At 73.9% G+C, this 22,868-nt stretch carries 22 protein-coding genes; 9 read left to right on the top strand and 13 right to left on the bottom strand.

All coding sequences use genetic code 11. The annotated features are described in order from the left end of the window. Positions 1-77: 77 nt before the first annotated feature. The 3 genes from LX83_RS11005 (at position 78) to LX83_RS10995 (ending at position 3,323) form a co-directional block, all read left to right on the top strand. Complete coding sequence (locus tag LX83_RS11005; protein ID WP_253769988.1) at positions 78-2,183, top strand: Stk1 family PASTA domain-containing Ser/Thr kinase; 2,106 nt, start codon at positions 78-80, stop codon at positions 2,181-2,183. 229 nt (positions 2,184-2,412) lie between these two features. Next, complete coding sequence (locus tag LX83_RS11000; RefSeq protein WP_253769986.1) at positions 2,413-2,796, top strand: type II toxin-antitoxin system Phd/YefM family antitoxin; 384 nt, start codon at positions 2,413-2,415, stop codon at positions 2,794-2,796. Continuing rightward, on the top strand, positions 2,793-3,323 hold the full coding sequence (locus tag LX83_RS10995) for a type II toxin-antitoxin system VapC family toxin (protein ID WP_253769984.1): 531 nt from the start codon (positions 2,793-2,795) through the stop codon (positions 3,321-3,323). Before LX83_RS11000 ends, LX83_RS10995 begins: the two co-directional genes overlap by 4 nt. Before the next feature lie 92 nt (positions 3,324-3,415). On the opposite strand, the gene LX83_RS10990 is transcribed toward LX83_RS10995, so the two are convergent. From LX83_RS10990 to LX83_RS10975, 4 genes are all read right to left on the bottom strand, one after another. Next, positions 3,416-4,804, bottom strand: a complete 1,389-nt coding sequence (locus LX83_RS10990; RefSeq protein ID WP_253769982.1) for a class II 3-deoxy-7-phosphoheptulonate synthase — start codon at positions 4,802-4,804, stop codon at positions 3,416-3,418. A 340-nt stretch (positions 4,805-5,144) separates the two neighbouring features. Further along, entirely contained in the window at positions 5,145-6,170 is a 1,026-nt protein-coding gene (locus LX83_RS10985; RefSeq protein WP_253769980.1) for a 6-phosphofructokinase, read from the bottom strand. 243 nt (positions 6,171-6,413) lie between these two features. Next, positions 6,414-6,926 (bottom strand): polyadenylate-specific 3'-exoribonuclease AS, encoded by a 513-nt coding sequence (locus LX83_RS10980; RefSeq protein WP_253769978.1) that lies wholly within the window; start codon positions 6,924-6,926, stop codon positions 6,414-6,416. Between the two features lie 164 nt (positions 6,927-7,090). Then, entirely contained in the window at positions 7,091-7,849 is a 759-nt protein-coding gene (locus LX83_RS10975; RefSeq protein ID WP_253769976.1) for a lysophospholipid acyltransferase family protein, read from the bottom strand. A 335-nt stretch (positions 7,850-8,184) separates the two neighbouring features. Between LX83_RS10975 and LX83_RS10970 the strand changes: the two genes are divergently transcribed. Together LX83_RS10970 and LX83_RS37785 are read left to right on the top strand one after the other, a co-directional pair. Next, positions 8,185-8,955, top strand: coding sequence for an alpha/beta hydrolase (locus LX83_RS10970; RefSeq protein ID WP_253769974.1), 771 nt, complete (start codon positions 8,185-8,187; stop codon positions 8,953-8,955). Next, on the top strand, positions 8,952-9,710 hold the full coding sequence (locus tag LX83_RS37785; protein WP_301327928.1) for a hypothetical protein: 759 nt from the start codon (positions 8,952-8,954) through the stop codon (positions 9,708-9,710). The genes LX83_RS10970 and LX83_RS37785 overlap by 4 nt, the downstream gene beginning before the upstream one ends. Positions 9,711-10,041: 331 nt before the next feature. Here the strand turns inward: LX83_RS37785 and LX83_RS10960 are convergent, their stop codons facing one another. Further along, positions 10,042-10,377 (bottom strand): EthD domain-containing protein, encoded by a 336-nt coding sequence (locus tag LX83_RS10960; RefSeq protein WP_253769972.1) that lies wholly within the window; start codon positions 10,375-10,377, stop codon positions 10,042-10,044. 149 nt (positions 10,378-10,526) lie between these two features. Between LX83_RS10960 and LX83_RS10955 the strand changes: the two genes are divergently transcribed. Further along, positions 10,527-10,907: a MerR family transcriptional regulator gene (locus tag LX83_RS10955; protein ID WP_253769969.1), complete on the top strand. Its 381-nt coding sequence runs from the start codon at positions 10,527-10,529 to the stop codon at positions 10,905-10,907. Positions 10,908-10,971: 64 nt separating this feature from the next. Here LX83_RS10955 and LX83_RS10950 read toward each other — a convergent pair whose 3' ends face one another. The 7 genes from LX83_RS10950 to LX83_RS10920 all read right to left on the bottom strand — a co-directional run bounded on the left by LX83_RS10950 (position 10,972) and on the right by LX83_RS10920 (position 16,118). Beyond that, positions 10,972-11,475, bottom strand: coding sequence for a hypothetical protein (locus LX83_RS10950; protein WP_253769967.1), 504 nt, complete (start codon positions 11,473-11,475; stop codon positions 10,972-10,974). A 9-nt stretch (positions 11,476-11,484) separates the two neighbouring features. Next, entirely contained in the window at positions 11,485-12,471 is a 987-nt protein-coding gene (locus LX83_RS10945) for an ROK family glucokinase (RefSeq protein ID WP_253769965.1), read from the bottom strand. Then, positions 12,465-13,025, bottom strand: coding sequence for a hypothetical protein (locus tag LX83_RS10940; protein ID WP_253769963.1), 561 nt, complete (start codon positions 13,023-13,025; stop codon positions 12,465-12,467). The genes LX83_RS10945 and LX83_RS10940 overlap by 7 nt, the downstream gene beginning before the upstream one ends. 4 nt (positions 13,026-13,029) lie before the next feature. After that, entirely contained in the window at positions 13,030-14,292 is a 1,263-nt protein-coding gene (locus tag LX83_RS10935) for an ArsA family ATPase (protein ID WP_253769961.1), read from the bottom strand. Positions 14,293-14,320: 28 nt separating this feature from the next. Then, positions 14,321-14,761 carry an SRPBCC family protein gene (locus LX83_RS10930; protein WP_253769959.1) on the bottom strand — a complete coding sequence of 147 codons (441 nt, stop codon included), beginning with the start codon at positions 14,759-14,761 and terminating at the stop codon, positions 14,321-14,323. Positions 14,762-14,809: 48 nt separating this feature from the next. Next, a complete protein-coding gene (locus LX83_RS10925; protein ID WP_253769958.1) occupies positions 14,810-15,598 on the bottom strand; it encodes a metallophosphoesterase family protein in 789 nt (262 codons plus the stop codon). A gap of 67 nt (positions 15,599-15,665) precedes the next feature. Beyond that, positions 15,666-16,118: an ester cyclase gene (locus tag LX83_RS10920; RefSeq protein WP_253769956.1), complete on the bottom strand. Its 453-nt coding sequence runs from the start codon at positions 16,116-16,118 to the stop codon at positions 15,666-15,668. 84 nt (positions 16,119-16,202) lie between these two features. On the opposite strand from LX83_RS10920, the gene LX83_RS10915 reads away from it, so the two are divergent. Beyond that, complete coding sequence (locus LX83_RS10915; RefSeq protein WP_253769954.1) at positions 16,203-16,865, top strand: TetR/AcrR family transcriptional regulator C-terminal domain-containing protein; 663 nt, start codon at positions 16,203-16,205, stop codon at positions 16,863-16,865. Between the two features lie 13 nt (positions 16,866-16,878). On the opposite strand, the gene LX83_RS10910 is transcribed toward LX83_RS10915, so the two are convergent. Next, positions 16,879-17,295: a polyketide cyclase / dehydrase and lipid transport gene (locus tag LX83_RS10910; protein ID WP_407649520.1), complete on the bottom strand. Its 417-nt coding sequence runs from the start codon at positions 17,293-17,295 to the stop codon at positions 16,879-16,881. 195 nt (positions 17,296-17,490) lie between these two features. Here LX83_RS10910 and LX83_RS10905 point away from each other — a divergent pair, with 195 nt between their 5' ends. After that, on the top strand, positions 17,491-19,287 hold the full coding sequence (locus tag LX83_RS10905) for an AMP-dependent synthetase/ligase (protein ID WP_253769950.1): 1,797 nt from the start codon (positions 17,491-17,493) through the stop codon (positions 19,285-19,287). Between the two features lie 312 nt (positions 19,288-19,599). After that, positions 19,600-22,854, top strand: coding sequence for an AfsR/SARP family transcriptional regulator (locus LX83_RS10900; protein ID WP_253769948.1), 3,255 nt, complete (start codon positions 19,600-19,602; stop codon positions 22,852-22,854). Positions 22,855-22,868 lie beyond the last annotated feature (14 nt).

Below are 22,868 nucleotides of genomic sequence, written 5' to 3'. Positions count from 1 at the left end.
CACACCATCAGTACTCACGCCCTGCGCCAGACGGGGCATCCTCGTCCGTACGATCGACGGCTGTGGGCGGTGCTGGCATGAGCGTGGTCGGGGGGCTGCTGGAGCGGCGGTACCGGGTGGACGGCCCGCTCGCCCGGGGCGGCATGTCCACCGTGTACCGGGGGGTGGACACCCGGCTGGACCGGCCGGTGGCCATCAAGGTCATGGACCCCCGGTTCTCCGCCGACCGGTCCTTCGTCGACCGGTTCGAGCGGGAGGCGCGCGCCGCGGCCCGGCTGCACCACCCCAACGTGGTGGCCGTGCACGACCAGGGCGTGGAGCACACGCCCGAGGCGGACCACGTGTTCCTGGTGATGGAACTCGTCGACGGCGGCACCCTGCGCGACCTGCTGCGCCACCGCGGGCCGCTGCCCGTGCCGCTGGCCTTCAGCGTGCTGGAGCCGGTGCTGTCCGCGCTGGCCGCCGCGCACCAGGCCGGCCTGGTGCACCGGGACATCAAGCCGGAGAACGTGCTGATCGGCCCGGGCCGCGTGGACGCATCGGGGGTGGCCGGCGCGGGCGCGGTGGTCAAGGTCGGCGACTTCGGCCTGGTGCGCGCGGTGGCCAGCGCCGGCACCACCGGGGCCGACATGATCCTGGGCACGGTGGCCTACCTGTCACCGGAGCAGGTCGCCACGGGCGCGTCCGACGAGCGCGGTGACGTGTACTCGGCCGGGATCGTGCTCTACGAGATGCTCACCGGCCAGCCGCCCTACCTGGGCGACACCGCGATCTCCGTGGCCTACCGCCACGTCAACGACGACGTGCCGCCGCCGAGTGAACTGGTCGCGGGGTTGCCGCCGGCCGTGGACGACCTGGTGCTGCGGGCCACCCGGCGGGAGCCGGCGCAGCGCCCGGCCAACGCCGCGGCCTTCCTGGCCGAGTTACGGCGGGTGCGGGACTCGCTGGAGATCCGGCCGGTCCCGGTGCCGCTGCCGGTGCCCGGCCACGACGAGGCGACCCTGCGCGTCCAGCTCCCGCCGGCCCGGCCGGACGCCGGCGGCGCCGCCGGGGCACCCGGCTCGGCCGCGGCCCTTCCCCGGGCCGCGGCGGACCGCACCGTGCCGATGCTGCCGGCGGTGCGCCGGCCGGCCGCTCCGCTGGGGCCGGACAGCCCGCCCCGGGGTGGGCCGGTGCTGCCGCCGGGCGGGCCGGTGGGGCCGCAGGGCACCAGGGCGCTGTCGCGGTCCGCGCCGGCACGCGCGCACGGGCACGGCATGGCGGCGCCGGCCGAGGAGTACACCAGCCAGCGCCGGCGCAGCCGGCGCGCGTTCGTGCTGTGGACGGCGGTCGTGCTGGTGCTGGCCACGCTGCTCGGGGTGGCGGCGTGGTGGCTGGGCAGTGGTCGGTGGACGGCGGTGCCCAAGGTCACCGGCCTGGACGAGGCCGCCGCCCAGCAGGTGGTGCGCGACGCCGACCTCACGCCCCAGGTGGACCGGCGCTTCGACAACACCGTGCCGGCCGGCACGGTGCTCAGCATCAGCCCGCCCGAGGGGCAGGACCAGGTGCGCGGCAGCCGGGTGAACCTGGTGGTCTCCCGGGGCCGGCCGGTCGTGCCCAAGCTCAGCGCCGGGCTGGGCGTCACCGAGGCGGAGCGGTTCATCACCGAGGCCGGGTTGAAGCCGAGCCGCGACGACAACGCCAACACCTACAGCGACCAGGTGGAGAAGGGCAAGCTGGTGACCACCAACCCGGGGCCGGGCACCGAACTGCAGGTGGGCTCCCCGGTGGTGCTGGTGTTGAGCAAGGGGCCGGCGCCCAAGCCGGTGCCCGACGTCACCGGCAAGACCAAGGACGAGGCGTTCCAGCTGCTGCAACAGCAGGGGCTGCAGCCGGTGGAGGGGCCGCAGGAGTTCTCGCCGCAGGTGGACGCCGGCCGCGTGGTGCGCACCGACCCGCCCGCCGGGTCGGTGATCCCGGCCGGGGACAGCACGCAGGTCAGCGTGGTGCTGTCGAACGCGGTCACCGTGCCCGAGGTGCGCGGCATGCCCGTGTCCGCGGCCCGCGGCGCCCTGCAGGGGCTGGGTCTTCAGGTCGAGGTGCAGCAGTTCTTCCAGGGGCAGGACACCCCGGTGCTGGACCAGTCGGTGCCAGCGGGCAGCCGGGTGCAGCCGGGCAGCAAGGTCGTCATCACCGCGTTCTGACCCGGTTCGCCCACGGGTGGCCGGTGGTTCCGGCGGCGCTCCGACACGCCCAGTCCCGACTGGGACAACGGGTGGCTCAGCGCTGCCCTCCTCCGGCCGATGCGCGCGGGCCAATTGGCCTACTGCGAGTGTGTGTTGAGTCCGTCGCTCATCCCCCGGAGGGCTAAAACAATTACTCGATGGGGTCAGACGGCGTTTTTGCTGCCTGACCGCCAATACCGTGTCTGAAATGGATCTCGTGCACATGACGCGGGTGACCGTCCGCGACCTGTCCCGCAACACAGCAGAGGTACTGGAACGCGTGTCCGGTGGGGAGCGGATCGAGGTCACCCGCAACGGCAAGCCCGTCGCCATCCTCAGCCCGCCCAACCCGGTGGACGTGGTGATGAGCGGCCTGGTCAAGGCCGGTGTCATGCCGTCGGACTGGCGGGACGAGCAGGCCGACCTGCACCAGTGGCTGCGGGACAACCCGCCGGGCGCGGACCAGGACGGCGCTGACCCGTCGGCCCCGGCAGTCCCGCCGGTCCCCTCGGTCCCGTCCCCGGCCGCGCCGGCGGACGGCCGCCCGCTCAGCGAGGTGCTGATCGACATGCGAGCAGAGGAGAGAACGTGATCTATCTCGACTCAAGCGCACTGGTGAAGCTGATCCACCCCGAGGAGCACAGCACCGCGCTCAACCGGCACCTGGCCGCTGCCTCGGCACCCCTGGTCAGCAGCGAGTACACCCGGATCGAGGTGAGCCTGGCGCTGCGCCGGCACGGCGACGGCGCGGCCCGCCTGAAGAAGACCGAACACCTGCTGGACAAGATCGCCCGGCTGCCGGTCGCCGAGGTGCTGCGCAGGGCCGCTCAGGTGGCCGGCCCGCCCCGGCACGGCCCCGGGCCGCTGGACGCCGAGGCTCACCCCGGGGCGGTGCCCCGCGTGTCCGACGCGCTGCACGTGGCCACCGCGGTCGCGCTGGGCCCGGCGCTGAGCGAGTTCATCACCTACGACGCGGCGCTGGCCAGGGTCGCGGCCGACGCCGGGCTCCCGGTGGTCTCCCCCGGCCTGCTGGCCGGCGCGGCCAACGGCCACGGGAGCACGGGCCTGCTGCGCGGCCAGGGCGGGTCAACCGGCCAGGACAGTCCGCTGCCGGTCTGACCGGGGCGGCCGCGCGGAACCGACCGCACGCGACGGGGCCGGTGCCTGGTGGGCACCGGCCCCGTCGAGGTGTGACAACCGCGGGACGCGGGTCAGGACCGCAGCATCTCCGCGACCAGGAAGGCCAGCTCCAGCGACTGCTGGGTGTTCAGCCTCGGGTCGCAGGCGGTCTCGTAGCGGCCGGCCAGGTCGGTGTCGGAGATGTCCTGGGCGCCGCCCAGGCACTCGGTGACGTCCTCGCCGGTCAGCTCGATGTGGATGCCGCCGGGGTGGGTGCCCAGTCGGCGGTGCACCTCGAAGAAGCCCTGCACCTCGTCCACGATCCGGTCGAAGTGACGGGTCTTGTAGCCGGTGCTGGACTCGTGGGTGTTGCCGTGCATCGGGTCGCACTGCCAGATGACCTGGTGGCCCGAGGCGGTGACCTTCTCGATGATCGGCGGCAGCACCTCGCGCACCTTGCCGTTGCCCATCCGGCTGATCAGGGTCAGCCGGCCGGGCGTGTTGTGCGGGTCGAGCCGCTTGACGTACTCCACGGCCTGCTCCGGGCTGGTGCCGGGGCCGATCTTCAGGCCGATCGGGTTGGCCAGCAGCTCGGCGAAGGCGATGTGCGCGCCGTCGAGCTGCCTGGTGCGCTCGCCGACCCACAGGAAGTGCGCGGACAGGTCGTACAGCGCCGGCTCGTCCGAGCCGCTGTCCAGCCGCAGCAGGGCGCGCTCGTAGTCCAGCAGCAGGGCCTCGTGGCTGGCGAAGATCTCGGTGCTGTGCAGTGAACTGTCCTGCACGCCGCAGGCGGCCATGAACCGCAGGCCCCGGTCGATCTCCGCGGCCAGCGCCTCGTAGCGCTCCCCGGCCGGTGAGGTCCGCACGAAGTCCTTGTTCCAGTCGTGCACCCGGTTCAGGTCGGCGGCGCCCGCGCTGGTCGTGGCGCGCAGCAGGTTCATCGCCGCGCCCGCGTTGGCGTAGGCCCGGATCATCCGGGACGGGTCGGGGACGCGCGCCTCGGGTGTGGCCACCAGGGAGTTGATGATGTCGCCCCGGTAGGAGGGCAGGCCCAGCGCGTCCACGTCGGCGGAGCGCGGCTTGGCGTACTGGCCGGCGATCCGGCCGACCTTGACCACGGGCATGCTCGCGCCGTAGGTCAGCACCACCGCCATCTGCAGCAGCGTCCGCAGGTTGGCGCGGATGTGCGGCTCGGTGTTGTCGGCGAAGGTCTCGGCGCAGTCGCCGCCCTGGAGCAGGAACGCCTCACCGCGGGCGACCTGGGCGAGCTGCGAGCGCAGCCGGTCCACCTCGCGCGGCACGGTGATCGGCGGAACGCTCTCCAGCACGGTGCGCACCTGCCGCACCTGGTCGGGGTTGGGCCACGTCGGCTGCTGGGCGGCCGGGCGGGCGAGCGCGGCGTCGAGCTTGGCACGCAGCTCGGGGGGAAGCGGAGGAAGCTCGGGAAGCGTGTCCACGGGCACGTCCACGGTCCAGTTCACGGCGACCAGCGTAGCCTTTGCTCGGCCCCGGACATCACCAGGAGGTCACAGCGGTGGTGCGTGCATTATCACGCGCCGCTGGTCAGCCGGGGCGCGGGTGGTCTGACAGCCGGACGAGTCCGCTGGTCAGAGCGACGAGCATCACCACCACCGTCCACCACGTGGAACAACGCCTGATCGAGGCCCGCCCGCCGCGCCCGCCGGGCAGTGCCCGCACGGCCAGCCGGGTTGGCCCGTTCGACCGGTGACGTCACCGGTGCGGGTGAGAAGACGAGCCAGGGCGCCGCCCTCGGCTGGGCGACGCCCTGGACGTTGGTGCGCGCGGTCCGCGGCGGGCGGATCAGCCGAAGAAGACCTCGGCCTCGGCGTAGCGCTCCGCCGGCACCGTCTTCAGCTCGGCCGTGGCCTCGGACAGCTTGACCCGGACGATGTCGGTGCCGCGCAGCGCCACCATCACGCCGAAGTCACCCTCGTGCACGGCGTCCACCGCGTGCAGGCCGAAGCGGGTGGCCAGCACCCGGTCGTAGGCGGTCGGGGTGCCGCCGCGCTGGACGTGCCCCAGCACCACGGCCCGGGACTCCTTGCCGGTGCGCTGCGCGATCTCGTCGGCCAGCCAGGTGCCGACGCCCCCCAGCCGCACGTGGCCGAACGCGTCCTTCTCGCCGGTGGCCAGCACCTCGGCGCCGCCCTCGGGCATGGCGCCCTCAGCGACCACGATGATCGGTGCGTACTCGCGCTCGAACCGGCTGCGCACCCAGTCGACCACCCGGTCGATGGAGAACGGCTTCTCCGGCACCAGGATCACGTTGGCGCCGCCGGCCAGGCCGGAGTGCAGCGCGATCCACCCGGCGTGCCGGCCCATCACCTCGACGACCAGCGCCCGGTGGTGCGACTCGGCCGTGGTGCGCAGCCGGTCGATGGCCTCGGTGGCGATGTGCACGGCGGTGTCGAAGCCGAACGTGTAGTCGGTGGCGCCCAGGTCGTTGTCGATGGTCTTGGGCACGCCGACCACGCCGATGCCGTCGTCGGTGAGCCGCTTGGCCACGCCGAGGGTGTCCTCGCCGCCGATCGCCACCAGCGCGTCGATCTGGTGCTCGGCCAGGGTCTGGCGGATGCGGTCGACGCCGCCGTCGATCTTGTAGGGGTTGGTTCGCGAGGAACCGAGGATTGTGCCGCCCCTGGTGAGAATGTCCTCGACATCGTCGAGGCCGATCGGCTTGACCAGTCCCTCGACCGGCCCCTGCCAGCCGTTGCGGAACCCGATGACCTCCCAGCCGTGGGCCTCGATGCCCTTGCGGACAACGGCACGGATCACCGCGTTGAGCCCCGGGCAGTCGCCACCGCCGGTGAGCACACCGATGCGCATTTGCTTGCCTCGTCCTTCTCGTCGCCTCAGCCGGCAGTAACCGGCATCACTCCTCGCGGCTTCAGCGTGTCATGCCCTGGATCGGTGCAGCAACACCCGGGTCACGTCCCGGCGACTGGGCTGGCACGAACGGAGCAGCCGGCCCCCTGATCGGCCCAGCACCGCCCGGTCCACGCGCAGCGCAGCGAAATCCGGCGGCCGTGCACCGCGGCCCAGCGCGGTGGGCCGGCTCGGCACGCCGGCTCAGCGCAGGGGGAAGCCCAGGCGGCGGCGCTCCGCCTCGATCACCTTCCACCGGGCCAGGTTGTGCCTGGCGTCGGCGAGCGCGTCGTGCGCGTCGTCCGGCGGCGCGGGCAGCCGGGGCCGGCCCACGTCCTCCCAGCGCTGGCGCAGGTCCCGGGTGAACCGGGGCAGCGCCCGGGGCAGCGCGGGCATCGGGCCCCACAGCTGGGCCAGTGCCACGTGGTCGTAGGCGGCGAACCAGGCCCACAACTCGATGTCGTCGCGCTCGCCGCCGGGCGCGGTGAGGAAGTCCAGCAGGTCGGCGCGGATGCGGGCGCGGCTGCGCCAGGCCGGGTCAGCGGGCGGGGGCAGCTTGGGCAGCACGTTCTGGCGCACCCACGGGCCGGCCCGGTCCGGGTCGAACTCGGTGGACACGGCGTAGAACTCGCGGCCCTCCTCGTCGACCACCCCGATCGACACCAGGTCGATCGTCACCCCGTCCTCGATGAACTCACAGTCGTAGAAAGCCCGCATTCGAGTGAGGGTAGAAGCAAACCGTCAAGCCCCCATTGGCGGGATCTCTCCCGGCTGGGTGACACCCGGTACGGCGGTCCGACGTGACGCTCCGGTGCGGCGGTACCGGGTGGCAGCGCGGTGTGCCAGTGCGGTGTGCCAGCGCGGTGTGCCAGCGGTGCGGGTCAGCCCGCCTTGCTCTCCGGCAGCCGGTCGGCGTCCGCCGGCTGACCCGGCTGGCGGACCACCTCGGCGCGCCGGCCCGCGTCCTGGTCCTGCTTGGCCTTGGCCGCGTACACGTCCACGTACTCCTGGCCGGACAGTTCCATCAGCGCGTACATGATCTCGTCGGTGATCGAGCGCAGCACGAACCGGTCACCGGACAGGCCCTCGTAGCGGGAGAAGTCCAGCGGCTTGCCGATCTTGATCCGGATCCGGTGCGGCCGCCACATCTTCGACCCGATCGGATTGGCCTTGTCCGTGCCGAACATGGCCACCGGGATCACTGGGACGCCGGCCTCCAGCGCCATCCAGGCCACGCCCACCTTGCCCTTGTACAGCCGGCCGTCCGGCGAGCGGGTGCCCTCCGGGTAGATGCCGAGCAGCTTGCCCTCGCGCAGCAGCCGGACCCCGGTGTCCAGGGCGGCCTGCGCGGCCGAGGCGCTGGAGCGGTCGATGGGCACCTGGCCGACGCCGGACATGAACCACTTCTGCAGCTTGCCCTTGACGCCCTTGCCGGTGAAGTACTCGATCTTGGCCGGGAAGGTGACCCGCCGGGACAGCTTGAGCGGCAGGAAGAAGGAGTCGGACACGGCGAGGTGGTTGCTGGCCAGGATGGCCCCGCCGGTCTTGGGCACGTTCTCCGCGCCCGCCACGATGCGTGGCCGGAAGAACACGTTGAGCAGTGGCCCAAGCAGCACGTACTTCAGCACCCAGTACAGCACCGCGCGCAGCGCCTCCCCTTACCCCAACCCCGCCTGGTGGCGGCCTTCTCACCAGGGTACGGAGCAGCGGGCAGAAGGCACAACGCAACGCGATCCGGCGGAAGCGGACAGGGGTGCCCCGTGCGGCGCGCGCCCGGCTTCGGCGGCGGTGCCCGGAATCGGTGCCGGAATTGGTCGACCGCCGACCGTGCAACGGTGTGCGGCCGTGCGACGATGGCAGGATCAGAGGAGACGTCAACGCTTCCGGCCACCGAGGTGGTGGCCGATCCGCAGTCACCAGGGTTCTCGGCCACCGGGCCGGGGCCGATCCGCTCCGCGCGCAAGGGAGGGCTGGGGTGCCCGTGCTGGCCGGCGCGGAACCATTCGCGCATCAAGGGTCCGACGAGGTCGGGGTGCTGCTGTGCCACGGCTTCACCGGCTCGCCGCAGTCCATGCGGCCGTGGGGTGAACACCTCGCGGCCGAGGGTTTCACGGTGTCCTGTCCCCGTCTGCCCGGCCACGGCACCACCTGGCAGGAGATGAACCGCACCCGGTGGCCGGAGTGGTACGGCCGGGTGGAGGAGGAGTTCCTCGGGTTGACCCGCAGGTGCGCCTCGGTGTTCGTGTTCGGCCTGTCCATGGGCGGCACGCTGACGCTGCGCCTGGCCCAGCGGCACGGCGCGGCCGTGGCCGGCATCGCCCTGGTGAACCCGTCGGTGACCAGCCTGCGCCGGGAAATGGTGGTCTTACCGGTGTTGTCCCGCCTGGTGCCGTCGGTCGCGCCGATCGGCGGGGCCATCGCCAAGCCGGGCGTGCGGGAGCTGGCCTACCCGCGCACGCCGTTACGCGCGCTGGCCAGCCTGCGCGAGCTGTGGGGGCTGGTGCGGGCCGACCTGGACCGGGTCACCCAGCCGCTGGCGCTGTTCCACTCCGTTGTGGACAGTGTGGTCGAGCCGGTCAACTCCAGGATCGTGCTGGACGGGGTGCGCAGCACCGACGTGACCGAGGTGGTTCTGCCGAACAGCGATCACGTCGCCACCCTTGACCACGACGCGCCGACAATCTTCGCTGGGAGCGTGGAGTTCGTCAGGCGGGTGCACCGCGAACGCCTCGGGGAGCCGGCGTGACCGGGCGCGGCCCGGACGGGCCGGAGGACATCGACGCCGCCTTCGCCGAGATCGTCGCCGGCCTGGAGCGGGACGGCCTGCACGCCCGCTGGCCCGACCAGGGTGAGCTGGAGGCGCTCGGCCCGGACGCGGTGGGGCTGTTCGGTGAGGACGATCCGAACCAGCCCGGCACCCGCCGGGCCGGGTCCACGCCCACCGGGACAACGCCACCCGGGTCCGCGCCGGCTGGGTCAACGCCGGCTGGCGCCATTCCGCCCGGGCCGGCCGGACCGGCGGGCCCGACCGGCACCGACGTCCCGGACATCAGGCCGTTCCGCGCGTTCGAGCCCAGCGACTACGGGCCGGACCCGGCCACCGGTCCGGACACCGCCGCCCGCTCCGGCCCACCCCGCGGCCCGGACGGTGACCGGCGCGAGTCCCGGCCGACCCAGCAGCCCGGCCGGCACCGGGCCCCGGACGAGGGGACCGGCACGTCCGAGGACCGGGCGGACCAGACCGCCGAGGCCGACGACGAGCACTTCGTGCCGCCGGACCCGCCCCCGCTGCCGCCGATGCGGACCGGCACCATCGCGGCGCTGGCCCTGGTCGCGTTGGGCATCCTGCTGCTGGTCGCGCCCAGCCTGCTCGGGCTGGCCAGCAGCGCGGCCACGCCGCTCGCGCTGATCTCGATGAGCGCCGGCATCGGCCTGCTGGTGCTGCGCATGCGCCAGGGCCCGCCGCCCGACTCCGGCTGGGACGACGGCGCCCAGGTCTGACCGACCCCGCCAGCACCGGCGCGCCCCGGACCCGGTCCGGCCGACGCGCTGAGCCACGCCTGACATCGTCCGTCACCCGTTCGGCCGCTCGGTTGTGCACAGGCCCGGCGAGTTGTCCACAGGCACTGTCGTCCCCTGTTCTCGCTGGTGGGGGGTGGATAGGCTGGTCCAGGGGACGCCCCCCTGGGAGGGCGGGGGCTGGCCGCAGGCATCGCGGCGGAGCTGGCCGCGCACACCGTGCCGCGCTGGCCCCACACCGCACCGTCCCGCGCTGGCCCCACACCGCACCGTCCCGGGCCGGCCGCACCGCACCGGTTCGCGGCGGGTGCGGTCAGATCACCACCTTCTCGGTGGTGACCATGGTCCGGACCGAGGTCATGTCGATGAACCTCGCCTCGTCCGGGTTCACCAGTGTCCGGTAGTTGTCGGACGCGAAGAACGCGTCGTGGTCCGCCCAGCTCTCGAACCAGATCTCGGTGAGGCCGTCGTAGTCGGGACTGGGGTAACCGGGCGCGGGCACCGGGTGCGAGACGGTGTACTTGCGCACGTACTGGCGCGCCTCGGGGATCGAGGTGAACAGCGGGGCGTGGTGGTCGCGGTGGTAGGTGACGAACTGCTCGAAGGACATGCCTTCGACGCGCTTGACCAGGTAAGCGAACTTGATCACGGGTTCCTCCTGCTCGCGTGGGCGTGCCGGGGGTGCGGGCGGGGCCTGGTCGTCCAGGGCCGGGGATGCCCGCGGCACGCGAGCTACGCTAAGAGTTCACATACGTGTGAGGGGCAAGCCGGAGTGATCCAGACCACCGGAGGAGCTGGGTGCGCATCGGGGAGCTGTCCGCCCGGACCGGGGTGAGCCGGCGGCTGCTGCGCTACTACGAGGACCAGGGGCTGTTGGCCAGTGCGCGGGCCCCCAGTGGTCAGCGGCACTACACCGACGAGCACGTCCGGCGGGTTGAACTCATCCGGGCCTTCCTGGCCGCGGGACTGTCCACCCGCACCATCGCCGAGATGGTGCCGTGCATGGCCGAGCCCAGCGTCCACGAAGCGCGGCGCGCCCTGGTGACGCTGGAACGCGAGCGGAACCGGCTGTGCTCGACGATCGACAGCCTCGCCGCCGCGCGGACCGCGCTCGACGACCTGATCGAGGTCAACAGGAACTACCTCGCCGAGCACGACGGCGACGCGGCGGCGCGCTGAGCGGACCGCCCTCGTCTGTCCACAGTGGCCGCTTCCCGACGCGCCCCGGGCCCGGCGGCGGTGGTCAGCGTGCCTCGCTCGGCCCGATGCGGGCCAGCTTCGCCTTGTCCAGCCTGCCGCGCACGTGCTCCCAGAAGGGCGTCTCCGGCCAGCCCTCCCCGTCGTCCACGAGCAGCAGCAGGTCGAAGTGCGCGTTCCAGTCCGCGTAGCCGATCGGGCGCATCGCGGCGAACTGGGACTCCGGGTGGACGTGCACGGGCGTGCGCCCCACCCGCAGGTACTCCACCACCAGCGGCAGCAGGGCGTCCTCGGCTGTCAGCTCCGGCACCGGGGTCAACTCGGCGTCGGACGACTCGGCCGCCGCCGCGGCGACCAGTTCGAGCCGCCCGTACCCGTCGCCGTCCGGCCGGTGCCTGAACCGGAGTTCGCAGCGGGCCGGCACGTCGTCCAGCCCCATCCACCGACACTCGACCACGACCCGCGCGTGGGGCGCGTCCAGGTCGAGGCGCACCCGCTCGGTACCGCTGCCGGTCCGCAGGAACTGCTCGTAGGTGGCGTGATCAGACACGTCGCCTCCTCAGCCGGCGCCGGGCGCCAGGTCGGTGCGGGACTCGGCCAGGGTCGTGGCCAGGTCCCTGGCCAGGGCGGCGGAGCCGACGATGCCGGCCTGGTCACCCAGTTGGGCGGTGCGGATGCGGGCCAGCGGGCGGTGGCCGGTGCCGGTGATCACGGACGCGTAGTGCTCCCGCGCGTCGTCCAGGAACAGCGGGGCCGACTCGGACACCCCACCGCCGATCACCACCACCTCGGGGTCGTAGACGTCGGCGACCAGCGCCAGCCCCTCCCCCAGCCACCTGGCCAGTTCGGCCATGGCCTGCAGGGCGATCGGGTCGCCGTCCCGGGCGGCGCCGGCCACCCGCTGACCGGTCACCCAGCCGGGGTCCCGGCTGCTCTCCCTGGCCAGCAGGCTGGCCCGGCCGGGGTTGCGGGCCAGCAGCTCCACCGCGGTGGTGCTCAACGCGGTGCCGCTGCAGTAGCGCTCCCAGCAGCCGTACTTGCCGCACGGGCAGGGCCGGCCGCCCGGCACCAGCCGCAGGTGGCCCAGTTCCGGCGCGACCCCGTGGGCGCCGCGGAACACCTGGCCGTCGATGAGCAGCGCCCCGCCGATCCCGGTGCCCAGCGCCACCAGCACGGCCACCCGGGCGCCCCGGGCCGCGCCGAACCGGTACTCGGCCAGTGCCGCGGCGTTGGCGTCGTGTTCCAGCACCACCGGCATGCCCAGCACCTCGGTCATCCGGTCGGCCACCGGGGTGCCGCGCCAGGCCAGGTGCGGGGCGAAGCGCACCGAACGCCGGTCGGAGGTGACGAACCCGGCCACGGCCAGGCCGACCGCGCTGACCGGGTGGCGCCGGGCCAGCTGCCCCACGGTGGCGGCGATGGCCTGCTCCAGCGGTGCCACCCCGCTGGGGGTCGGCGTGCGCGCGGTGTCCAGCACCGAGCCGGCGGCGTCGACCACGCCGGCCCGCACGCTGGTGCCCCCGATGTCGACACCCACGGTCAGCACAGCGGCTCCCTGTTCGCTCCGGTGGTCCGCGCGCCAGCGGTCCGGGGTCCGGTGCTCCCGGCGGCGGGCGCGGTCCTGCGCACCGGGATGCGCTGCACCCGGGGTGGACGCGGCGGTTCGTCCGCGTCCACCGGCGGGCCAGCACCATCCGGAGTGGACGGCCCAGTCTCGTCCGAAGTGGACGGTTCAGCAGCGTCCGAAGTGGACGACGAGGCCGGCGCTGGCCCGGCCGCCGGGCCGGGGTGCGGCTCGGTCATGGCGTCGCGCAGCACCGCGAGCAGGCCGGCCACGTGTTCGGCGGCGCGCGCGGTCAGCTCCGGCCGCTCCCCCCTGGCCAGGGCCAGGCCCGCGCACACCGGACACCACGCGCAGCCGCCGGCCTGGTGCTCGCCGGCCCGCCGCGCACCGGCCGGGCCCTGGTCGGCACGCGGGTCGGCACGGGGGTCGGCGGCCAGCCGGTGCAGCCACGGCTGGGCCCGCTCGGCCAGGCCGGTCACCAGCAGTCGCAGCTCCTCGCCGAGGCCGTGCCCGGACCGCTCGCTTCGATCAGTCACGCGTTCATCCCATCCACAGCGCGGGATCGGGGCGGAAGCGCACCACCAATCCGGTCTGGTCCAGCTCCGCGCCGGTCACCACGCACCGGCGCAACACCGGCGGCAGCGCGACCAGGCGGCGCCCGCCGGCCACGGTGACCACCAGCTCGTCGTCGACCCTGGCCAGGTCGAGGTCGTCGTCCCCGGCCAGGGGCAGCGCCAGGTGCAGCAGGTACTCGGGCGCACCGGCCGCGTCCGCGCCCCTGCTCACCCGGGGCGGTGCGGGCGCGGCGGCGCCGCCCGACCCGTCGGCCGGGGCGGTGACCCGGTGCACCCGGCCGGCCAGTGCCACCAGCGCGGGCACGCCCACCGGCTCGGCGGCCAGGTGCTCAACCACGCGCACGTCCGGGACGCCGGCCGCGCGCAGCTCGGCCAGGACCGCGTCCTGTTCGGCGCGGCGGGCGCGCAGCCAGTCGTGGGCCGGGCCGCCCATGCCGCCGGGCGGGTCGGTGAAGTCGGGCACCACGCGGTTGGCGATCAGCCCGTCGACCCGGATGCCGTGCAGGGCCAGCGCGGTGAGGGTGCGCCGGGTCTCGGCCGCCACCACCCGCTCGGGCGTGCACACCAGGCGCACCCGGGTGGTGGCCGGGTCGGTCAGCCAGGCGCGCAGCGCGGCCAGGTGGTCGGCGAGCCGGCCGAGCGCGTCGGCGGTGTCGTCCCAACGCCGCACCGCGCTGCTGCCGGCCAGTCCGGCGAGCAGGCCGCGCACCACCCGGCGGTGGGTGGGGAACAGCCGCTCCAGGTAGCCGGCGAACGCCTCGGGCAGGGCCAGCAACCGCAGCGTCTCCGCGGTCGGGCCGCAGTCCACCACGACCAGGTCCCACGGGCCGGCCCCGGCCAGCCGGTGCACCTCGGTGAGGGCCAGCAGCTCCTCCACCCCGGGCAGCGCGGTCAGCTCCTCGGCGGCCAGCTCGTCGACGCCGGCGCCAGCCAGCACGGTGCCCAGGTGGGTGCGCAGCCGGTGCCAGGAGCGGTCGACCAGGGCCCTGGGGTCCAGTTGCGCGGCCCACAGGCCGGACACGGCGTCGCAGTCCACTTCGGACACCTCCGGGCCGAGCCGGGTGGCCAGCGCGTCGGCCAGGGAGTGCGCCGGGTCGGTGGACACCACCAGGACCTTGCGCCCGCGCGCGGCCAGGTGGGCGGCGGTGGCCGCGGCCACGGTGGTCTTGCCCACGCCGCCCTTGCCGGTGAACAGCAGGACGCGCCCGTACTCGTCGTCGCAGATCACTGGTGCTTCCAGCCGCTGTCGGTCCGGCTCAGCCGGCGTTCTCCACCCGGCGCTTGAGTTCGCGCAGCGCGGTGTCCATGATCATCTTCTCGGCCTTGCGGCGGAACAGGCCGATCATCGGGATGGCCAGCTGCACGGACAGGGTGTAGGTGACCTCGGTGCCCGATCCGGTCGGCACCAGCCGGTAGCTGCCCTCCTGGGACTTCTGCATCTGGCCCCGGACCAGCGACCAGTGCACCGACAGGCCGTCCTCGGCCCAGGTGTAGGCGAGCACGTACTCGTCCTTGACCGGCCCCTGGTCCAGGGTGAACCGCACCTGCCGGGCGCGGCCGCGCTCGTCGGTGTCGAGCACCTCGATCTGCCTGACCCCGTTGGTCCACTCCGGGTACGCGGCGAAGTCCGCGATCACCGCCATGATCGCCGCGGCGGGCGCGTCGATGACGATCGACTGGGTGGACTCATCGGCCATGCCGGGCAGGTTACCCGCTGTTCGCCCGCGCTTCGCCACAGCCGGCGGCTACCAGGCCAGCACGTGCGGCCGGGCGGTGCGCTGGAAGTGGCCGACGTTGACGCACTCGGTCCAGCCCACCCGCATCCGCCGGGCCAGCGGCTGGTGCACGTGGCCGAACACCGACCAGCGGGGCCGGTCCCGCTCGATCAGCTTGAGCAGGCTGGTCGAGCCGTACTCGGGCCGGCGGGCCACCACGTCGTAGACCAGCTCGGGCAGGGCGGGCGGCACGTGCGTGCACAGCACGTCCACCTCGTCCAGGCCGGCCAGGGCGGCGCCCAGTTCCTCCTCGGTGCGCAGGTAGGGCCGCCACACCGCGTCGCGGCGCAGCACCCCGCCGGGCGGCAGCAGCGCGCCCCCGGCGAACCCGAACCGCAGGCCGCCGATCTCGACGACCTCGCCGTCCAGCACGCGCACGCCGGCCCCGGCGAACTCCGGCCACAGCTCGGGCGCGTCCACGTTGCCCGGGGTGGCGTAGGTGGGCGCGGTCATGCTGGCGAACAGCGTGGCGTACTGCTCGCGCACGGCGTCGCGGATCACCGCGGCCGGGTCGGCCAGGCTGTCCCACAGGCCGCGGATGTAGCGACCGGCCTCGGCGGTGTGCCGGCCCCGGCGCAGCTCGGCGAAGGTGGCCACCTTGTCCGGCCCGAACACCGCGCCCAGGATGCCCCGGGAGTGGTCGTGGTAGTCGACGAAGTCGAGCAGGTCGCCGAGCACCACCAGGGCATCGGCCCCGTCACCGGCACGGGCCAACGCCTCGGCGTTGCCGTGCACGTCAGACACCACATGGACCCGCACGCCCACCGACATTACCGGGCGGGCGGCGGTGGTGGGCTCCCCCGAGTGGTCGTCTCGGCCGCCCGGCTCAGTCGGCCGCCGGCCAGTCCCAGCCCAGCTGCAGGAACATGCCGAGCCGGTCGCTGACCGCGCGGATCTCGCTGATCACGCCGTCGGCCACGGTGAACACGTAGATCGCCGCGTTGCTGAACTCCCGCCCGGTGGGCTCGGGCATCCGGGGGTGGGTGCCCACGTGCCGGCCGCTCTGGGTGACCCTGGCGACCACCTTGTCGCCCTCGGCGAGCAGCTCGTCCACGCGCAGGCGCAGCGGGTCGAAGGCGACGGTCTGCTGGCGGATGCCCTCGAACGCGGCGCCCGGCTCGTCCGGCTCGCCGTAGATCATCTTGTTGTGGTCGACCACGTCCGGTGCGACGCAGTCGTGCAGCGCGGCCAGATCACGGGCGTTGATGGCCGCGAAGAAGTCCAGCACCGGCTGCTTGACCTGGTCTGACGCCCGGCCCGTCGGGATGCGGCTGGTCATGGCGAGAACCCTTTCTAACAGCGTTAGACAAACCCGGGCGCTAGTCTGCGTCTAACAGCGTTAGAGAGTCAAGGGAGGACCGCGATGCCCCGCACCGACCGGCCAGGGCTGTCCAGGGACCAGGTGCTCGCCGCCGCGCTGCGCCTGGTGGACCGGGACGGGGTGGCCGGACTGACCATGCGCCGGCTGGGCGCGGAACTCGGGGTCGAGGCGGCCACGCTCTACTACCACGTGCCCAACAAGGCGGACGTGCTCAACGCCCTGGTGGACCGGGCGGTGGTCGCGGCGCTGGCCGCGGCCCCGCCGGGCCGGCCGGCCGACTGGCCGGTCTGGTTGCGCGAGCTGGCCGTGGCGCTGCGCGCCGAACTGCTGCGCCACCCCAACCTGCTGCCGCTGGCCGCCACCCGGCCGGTGGTCGCCCCGGCCGGGCTGGCCTCGGTCGAACGCGTGGCCGCCGCCCTGTGCGCGGCCGGCTTCAGCCCGCGCCGGGCACTGCACCTGATCAACATCGTGGCCACGACCGTGCTCGGCCACACCCTGGCCGAGGCCGGGCACACCCCCGGCCACGAGGACGTCTCCCCGGACACCGAGGAGCTGGCCACGCGGATCGACCGGTCCGGGCACCCGGTCCTGCGCGCGGCCGTCGCCGCCGGGCTCGGCCGGCCCGACGACGACCAGGCGCGCTTCGAACTGGCGATGGACGCCCTGTTCACCGGGCTGGTGGCGCGGGCGCGGCCGGACGCCTGACCCCGCCGGGGCGTCAGGCGGTGGCCACTGGCGGGTGCCCGGGCGGGCGGTCGCCCTCCAGCCTGCGCTTGAGGTGGAACGCGACCCGCTTGGCCGCCAGCTGCCGGCGCCGCCGCTCCGCGGCCAGCACCCTGGCCGGCACCGACCCGGCCGCGGCGGCCCGGCCGTCCGGTCCGGCCGGGTCGGCGCGCAGGAAGTAGTGCAGCAGGGTGCCGTCCAGCACCGGCTCCAGCCACACCTCCATGGTGCCCACCAGCGCGCCCCGCACGGTCCAGCGCAGCCCCTGCGCGCCCCGGTCGGCGTAGACGGACAGCACCAGGTCCGGCCAGAACCGGGGCCAGGCCCCGGCGTCGGCGAACACCGCGGCCACCACCGGCGGCGGCACCGCCAGGAAGGTCTCGTCCACCACGTCGACCGTCGCGCTCACCACGGCTCCCCTCGTCTCGACCCGGTCAGCGCCGCCAACAGGGCCGCCACACAGGGTGACATGGCCGTACCGTGAGGCAGGCCACTCTTCTTGATTGGTTCTTTCTGGCAGGTAAACGCCGCATCGCCCTATCGTGCGAGCGGCACGACACGCTAAGTTGCCTCACCGGTAACAAAGCAACCACACCCGGAGGTTGACGTGCGCGAGTTCAGCGTCCCGGCCACCGCCACGGTGACCGCAGAGGAGAACCTCACCGACATGGTGTGGGCGAACGCGGAGCGCTTCGGCAACGCCGTCAGCTTCCGCCGCCGCATCAACGGGTCCTGGATCGACGTCACCGCGCGCGAGTTCGCCGACCAGGTGCTCGGCGTGGCCAAGGGGCTGATCGCCAGCGGCGTGTCCGCCGGCGACCGGATCGCCCTGATGGCCAAGACCCGCTACGAGTGGTCGCTGCTGGACTACGCGATCTGGGCGGCCGGCGGGGTGAGCGTGCCGGTCTACGAGACCTCCTCGGCCGAGCAGGTGCAGTGGATCCTGTCCAACTCCGGGGCCAGGGCGGTCATCGTGGAGACCGACGCCCACCGGGCACTCGTGGACGAGGTCGCCGACCAGCTGCCCGAGCTGGACCGGGTCTGGCAGATCGACGGCGGGCAACCGGTCGTTGCCGAGCTGACCGCGCTCGGCGCCGACGTGTCCGACCAGGACGTGCACACCCGCCGCCGGTCGCTGCGCGCCGACGACGTGGCCACCCTCATCTACACCTCGGGCACCACCGGCCGCCCCAAGGGCTGCGCGCTGTCCCACCGCAACATGCTGGCCGAGGCGCGCGCCGAGGTGGCGGCGTTCCCGCAGCTGATGCAGCCGGGCAAGTCGCTGCTGATGTTCCTGCCCATGGCGCACGTGCTGGCCAGGGCGGTGTCGGTGTCCGCGGTGTACGCGCGCACCTGCCTGGGCCACACCGGCGACGTGAAGAACCTGGTCGCCGACCTCGGCTCGTTCCGGCCCAGCTTCGTGCTGGCCGTGCCCCGGGTGTTCGAGAAGGTCTACAACACCGCCAAGCAGCGCGCCCACGGTGAGGGCAAGGGCAGGATCTTCGACCTGGCCGAGGCCACCGCCGTGGCCTACAGCCAGTCGCTGGACCACGGCCGCACCGGGCTGGGCCTGCGCATCAAGCACGCCGTGTTCGACAAGCTGGTCTACACCAGGCTGCGCGCCGCGCTGGGCGGCCGGTGCATCGCCGCGGTCTCCGGCGGCGCGCCGCTCGGCGACCGGCTGGCCCACTTCTTCCGCGGTGTCGGCGTTCCCGTGCTGGAGGGCTACGGCCTCACCGAGACCACCGCGGCGGCCTGCGTGAACACCGAGAACGCCTTCAAGGTCGGCACGGTCGGCCGCCCGGTCGCCGGCACCGCCGTGCGCATCGGCGAGGACGGCGAGGTGCTGGTCAAGGGCGACATCGTGTTCCAGCGCTACTGGGAGAACGCGCAGGCCAGCCAGGAGGCGCTGGAGGACGGCTGGTTCCACACCGGCGACCTCGGCGAACTGGACGACGAGGGCTTCCTGCGGATCACCGGCCGCAAGAAGGAGATCATCGTCACCGCGGGCGGCAAGAACGTGTCGCCGGCCGTGCTGGAGGACCGGCTGCGGGCGCACCCGCTGATCAGCCAGTGCATGGTGGTCGGCGACCAGCAGCCGTTCATCGGCGCGCTGATCACCATCGACCCCGAGTTCTTCCCCACCTGGAAGCAGCAGCACCACAAGCCGGCCGACGCCGAGGTGGCCGACCTCACCGACGACCCCGACCTGCGCGCCGAGATCCAGGCGGCCGTCGACGACGCCAACCGGGCGGTGTCCCGCGCCGAGTCCATCAAGAAGTTCCGCATCCTGCCGGTCGACTTCACCGAGGCCGGCGGCGAGATCACGCCGAGCATGAAGCTGCGCAGGGCCGTGGTGGCCAAGACCTACGCGGGTGACATCGCCTCGATCTACTCGGGGTGAGCCGCCCCGGGCGGGCCCGCACAGACGGATGGCCCGCACCGGCGCGCGGTGCGGGCCATCCGACCCCCAGTGCTCACAGGCCTGTCAGACCGGTGTCCGTTAGACCCGAGTAGTACGAGTCCTGCCCCCCCGTTCAGGACTTTTCCAGATTGCCTCAGCCCGCTGTCGTATCGCTGACGCGGCGGTCACACTTGCGCTCTGGGCGCGAATAGGGTGGACCCGACCTTTCGCGCCCGGGCGTGGTCGGCGACGCGGCCCCAGCACCCAGGGTGGCGGTGTTCGGCACGGCGAGGACGAGGCAAGGGGACGCGCATGGGTTCGAGTCCGGAGTTCCGGCTTCTCGGGCCGCTGGAGGTGTGGGTCGGGCAGCGGGCCACCCCGGTGCGCGCCGGCAAGCACCGGGTGCTGCTCGCCTCGCTGCTGTTGCGCGCCAACCGGACCGTGGGCGTGGACGAACTGGTCGAGCGGCTGTGGGAGGGCGCGCCGCCGGCCCGGACCAGGGGCACCCTGCAGACCTACGTGATGCGGCTGCGGCAGACCCTGGGCGACCCGGCGATCATCCGCACGGTCGCCGACGGCTACCAGATCCAGGTGCCCACCGAGCGCGTCGACGTGTTCCTGTTCACCGACCTGGCCGCGCGCGCCGAGCGGGCGCGGACCGCCGGCAACCTGGTGGAGGCCGCCGCCACCTACACCGAGGCGCTGGACCTGTGGCGCGGCCCCGCCCTGGCCGACGTGCCCAGCGAGCTGCTGCACCGCGAGGAGGTGCCTCGGCTGACCGAGCAGCGGCTGCGCGTGCTCGAACAGCGCATCGACGTGGAGCTGGTGATGGGCCGGCACGCGTTCCTGGTGAGCGAGCTGCGCGCGCTGACCGGCGAGTACCCGCTGCGCGAGCGGTTCTGGGGCCAGCTGATGCTGGCGTTGTACCGGTCCAGCCGCCAAGCCGAGGCGCTGGACGCGTTCCGGCAGGTCAACCGGCTGCTGGACGAGCAGCTGGGCACGCCGCCCAGCGCCGAGCTGCGCGCGCTGCACCAGGCGATCCTGCTCGGCGACCCGGACCTGGCCGGGCCGCCGCCGGCCGAGCCGGTCAGCGTGAGCCAGCCCAGCGCCGAGGTGCCCGCCCAGCTGCCCGCCGACATCGCCGACTTCGTCGGCCGCGCCGACCTGGTCGAGCGGATCACCGAGCTGGTGGCGCCGCGCGAGCCGAGCACGGCCGTGCCGATCGTCACCCTGTCCGGGCCACCGGGCGTTGGCAAGACCGCGCTCGCCGTGCACGTGGCCCACCTGCTGCGCGACCGGTTCCCGGACGGGCAGCTCTACGTGGACCTGCGCGGCTACGCGCCCGGCCCGGCACCGTCCTCGGTGGACGTGCTGGCCCGGTTCCTGCGCGCGCTGGGCGTGGCCGCCGAGCAGATCCCGCTGGACACCGACGAGCAGAGCACCATGTTCCGCTCGCTGCTGTCCGGCCGGCGGCTGCTGCTGGTGCTGGACAACGCGGCCGCGCCGGACCAGGTCCGGCCGCTGCTGCCGGGCGATCCCAGCTGTCCGGTGCTGGTCACCAGCCGCGACGACCTGCGCGGCCTGACCGCGATGAACGGGGCCCGCCGGGTGGCGCTCACCGCGCTGGCCGCCGACGAGTCGGTGGCCCTGCTCTCCGGTGTCCTCAACGGACGGTCCGCCGCGCTGGACCGGACCGAGCTGGCCGAGTTGGCCGAGCTGTGCGCGCACCTGCCGCTGGCGCTGCGGATCGCCGCGGCCCACCTGGCCGGCGCCGCCGGCGACACCCTGGCCGGCTACCGCGGCGCGCTGCGCGCCCAGGGCCGGCTCGGCGGGGTGACCGCCACCGTCGCCCAGGCCTACGCGGCCCTGCCCGCCGCGTCACGCCGACTGTTCCTGCTGCTCAGCCTGGTGCCCGGGCCGGACTTCACCGCGTACGCCGCGGCCAACCTGGCCGAGGCGCCGCTGGCCGAGACCGAGCGGCAGCTGGCCCGGCTGGTCGCGGCCAGCCTGGTCCGCGAGGTGGAGCCGGGCCGGTTCCAGTTCCACGACCTGCTGCGCTCGTTCGCGGCCGAGCGGCTGGCCGCCGAGTCCAGCGCCGAGGACCGGGAGGCCGCGCGGGTGCGGCTGCTCGACTTCTACCTGCGGACCGTGGAGCGCTGCGCCGAGGTGCTCTACCCGGACATGCAGCGGCTGCCCCCGGCGCGCCGGGCCGCGCCGGTGCGGCTGCCCACGATCAGCGGCCACCAGCAGGCGCTGCACTGGCTGGACACCGAGCGGGCCAACCTCACCGCGGCCATCCAGCACACCGCCCACTCCGGACCGGCCGCGGCGGCCTGGCAGCTGGCCGACGCCATGCGCGGCTACCTGTGGCTGGGCAAGCACGTGACCGAGTGGCTGACCACCGCCCGGCTCGGCCTGCACGCCGCGCACGCCAAGGGCCACCAGCTGGCCGAGGCGGCCATGCACCAGAACCTGGGCACCCTGCACTGGACGCTCGGCGACTACCAGACCTCGCTGGAGCACTACAACCACAGCCTGCGGCTGTACCGGCTGCTGCACAACACCGACGCCGAGGCCGGCATCCACAACAACCTCGGCATCGTCTACCTGGAACTGGGCAACCTGGCCGAGGCCAAGGAGCACTTCACCCGGTGCCTGGACGCCAAGCGGGCCGGCGGGCCCACCGACGGCGGCGAGGCCACCGTGCTGCTCAACCTGGGTCTGCTGGCCGCGCACACCGGTGAGCTGACCGAGGCGCTTGACCTGCTCGACGAGGCCCTGCGCACCAGCGCCGCGCACGGGTTCCGGGCCAGCCAGGCGGGCAGCCACAACAGCATCGGCATGACCCTGCGGCTGCGCGGGGAACTGGACCGGGCGCTGGAGCACCACACCCGGGCGCTGCGGATCAGCCAGGAGCTGGGCTACCGGGAGACCACCGCGCAGGTGCTGGAGGGCATCGCCTGGGTGTACCTGGAGGTGGGCCGCTACACCGAGGCGATCGAGCACGCCCGCAAGGCCGAGGCCGAGCTGGCCGACGGCGGCGACCAGCAGATCACCACCACGGTGCGGCTCGCCCTGGCCGAGGCGCACCTGCGGCTGGGCGAGCACGGCCACGCCGACGAGCAGTACCGGCGGGCCCTGGCCACCGCCCGGCGGATCCACTTCCGGCTGGCCGAGGCGTGGACCCTGCTCGGCCTGGCCAGGACCAGGCTGGCCGCTGGCCGCCCGGACGAGGTGCCCGAGCTGTGCCGGCAGGTGCTGCTGATCACCCGGTCCGCCGGCATGCGCATCACCGAGGGCTCGGCGCACGCGGAACTGGCCGCCGCCCACCTCGACCTGGGCAGCCCCGCCGAGGCGGTCGAGTCGGCCAGGACGGCCGTGGCCATCCACCGGCAGACCGGCCACCGCCCCGGCGAGGCGCGGGCCCTGCACGTGTTCGGCCTGGCCCTGGACGCGCTGGGCCGCCGGGCCGAGGCGCGCGCGGCCTGGCGCGACGCCCTGGCCCTCTTCGCCCAGGCCGGCATGCCCGAGGCCACCACCCTGCGCGAACTGCTCTTCGAGACCTGAGCCGGGGCCCTGAC

Source organism: Goodfellowiella coeruleoviolacea (assembly GCF_024171785.1).
Classification (GTDB): domain Bacteria; phylum Actinomycetota; class Actinomycetes; order Mycobacteriales; family Pseudonocardiaceae; genus Goodfellowiella; species Goodfellowiella coeruleoviolacea.
The sequence above is the reverse complement of the archived record's forward strand: the minus strand, read 5'-3'. Positions and strand labels throughout refer to the sequence as shown.

Bases quoted from the DNA above. Each gene is read 5' to 3' on its own strand.
- LX83_RS10900 (WP_253769948.1), top strand. From the start codon at position 19,600: ATGGGTTCGAGTCCGGAGTTCCGGCTTCTCGGGCCGCTGGAGGTGTGG.
- LX83_RS10930 (WP_253769959.1), bottom strand. From the start codon at position 14,761: ATGGCCGATGAGTCCACCCAGTCGATCGTCATCGACGCGCCCGCCGCG.
- LX83_RS10920 (WP_253769956.1), bottom strand. From the start codon at position 16,118: ATGACCAGCCGCATCCCGACGGGCCGGGCGTCAGACCAGGTCAAGCAG.
- LX83_RS10915 (WP_253769954.1), top strand. From the start codon at position 16,203: ATGCCCCGCACCGACCGGCCAGGGCTGTCCAGGGACCAGGTGCTCGCC.
- LX83_RS10980 (WP_253769978.1), bottom strand. From the start codon at position 6,926: ATGCGGGCTTTCTACGACTGTGAGTTCATCGAGGACGGGGTGACGATC.
- LX83_RS10985 (WP_253769980.1), bottom strand. From the start codon at position 6,170: ATGCGCATCGGTGTGCTCACCGGCGGTGGCGACTGCCCGGGGCTCAAC.
- LX83_RS11000 (WP_253769986.1), top strand. From the start codon at position 2,413: ATGGATCTCGTGCACATGACGCGGGTGACCGTCCGCGACCTGTCCCGC.
- LX83_RS11005 (WP_253769988.1), top strand. From the start codon at position 78: ATGAGCGTGGTCGGGGGGCTGCTGGAGCGGCGGTACCGGGTGGACGGC.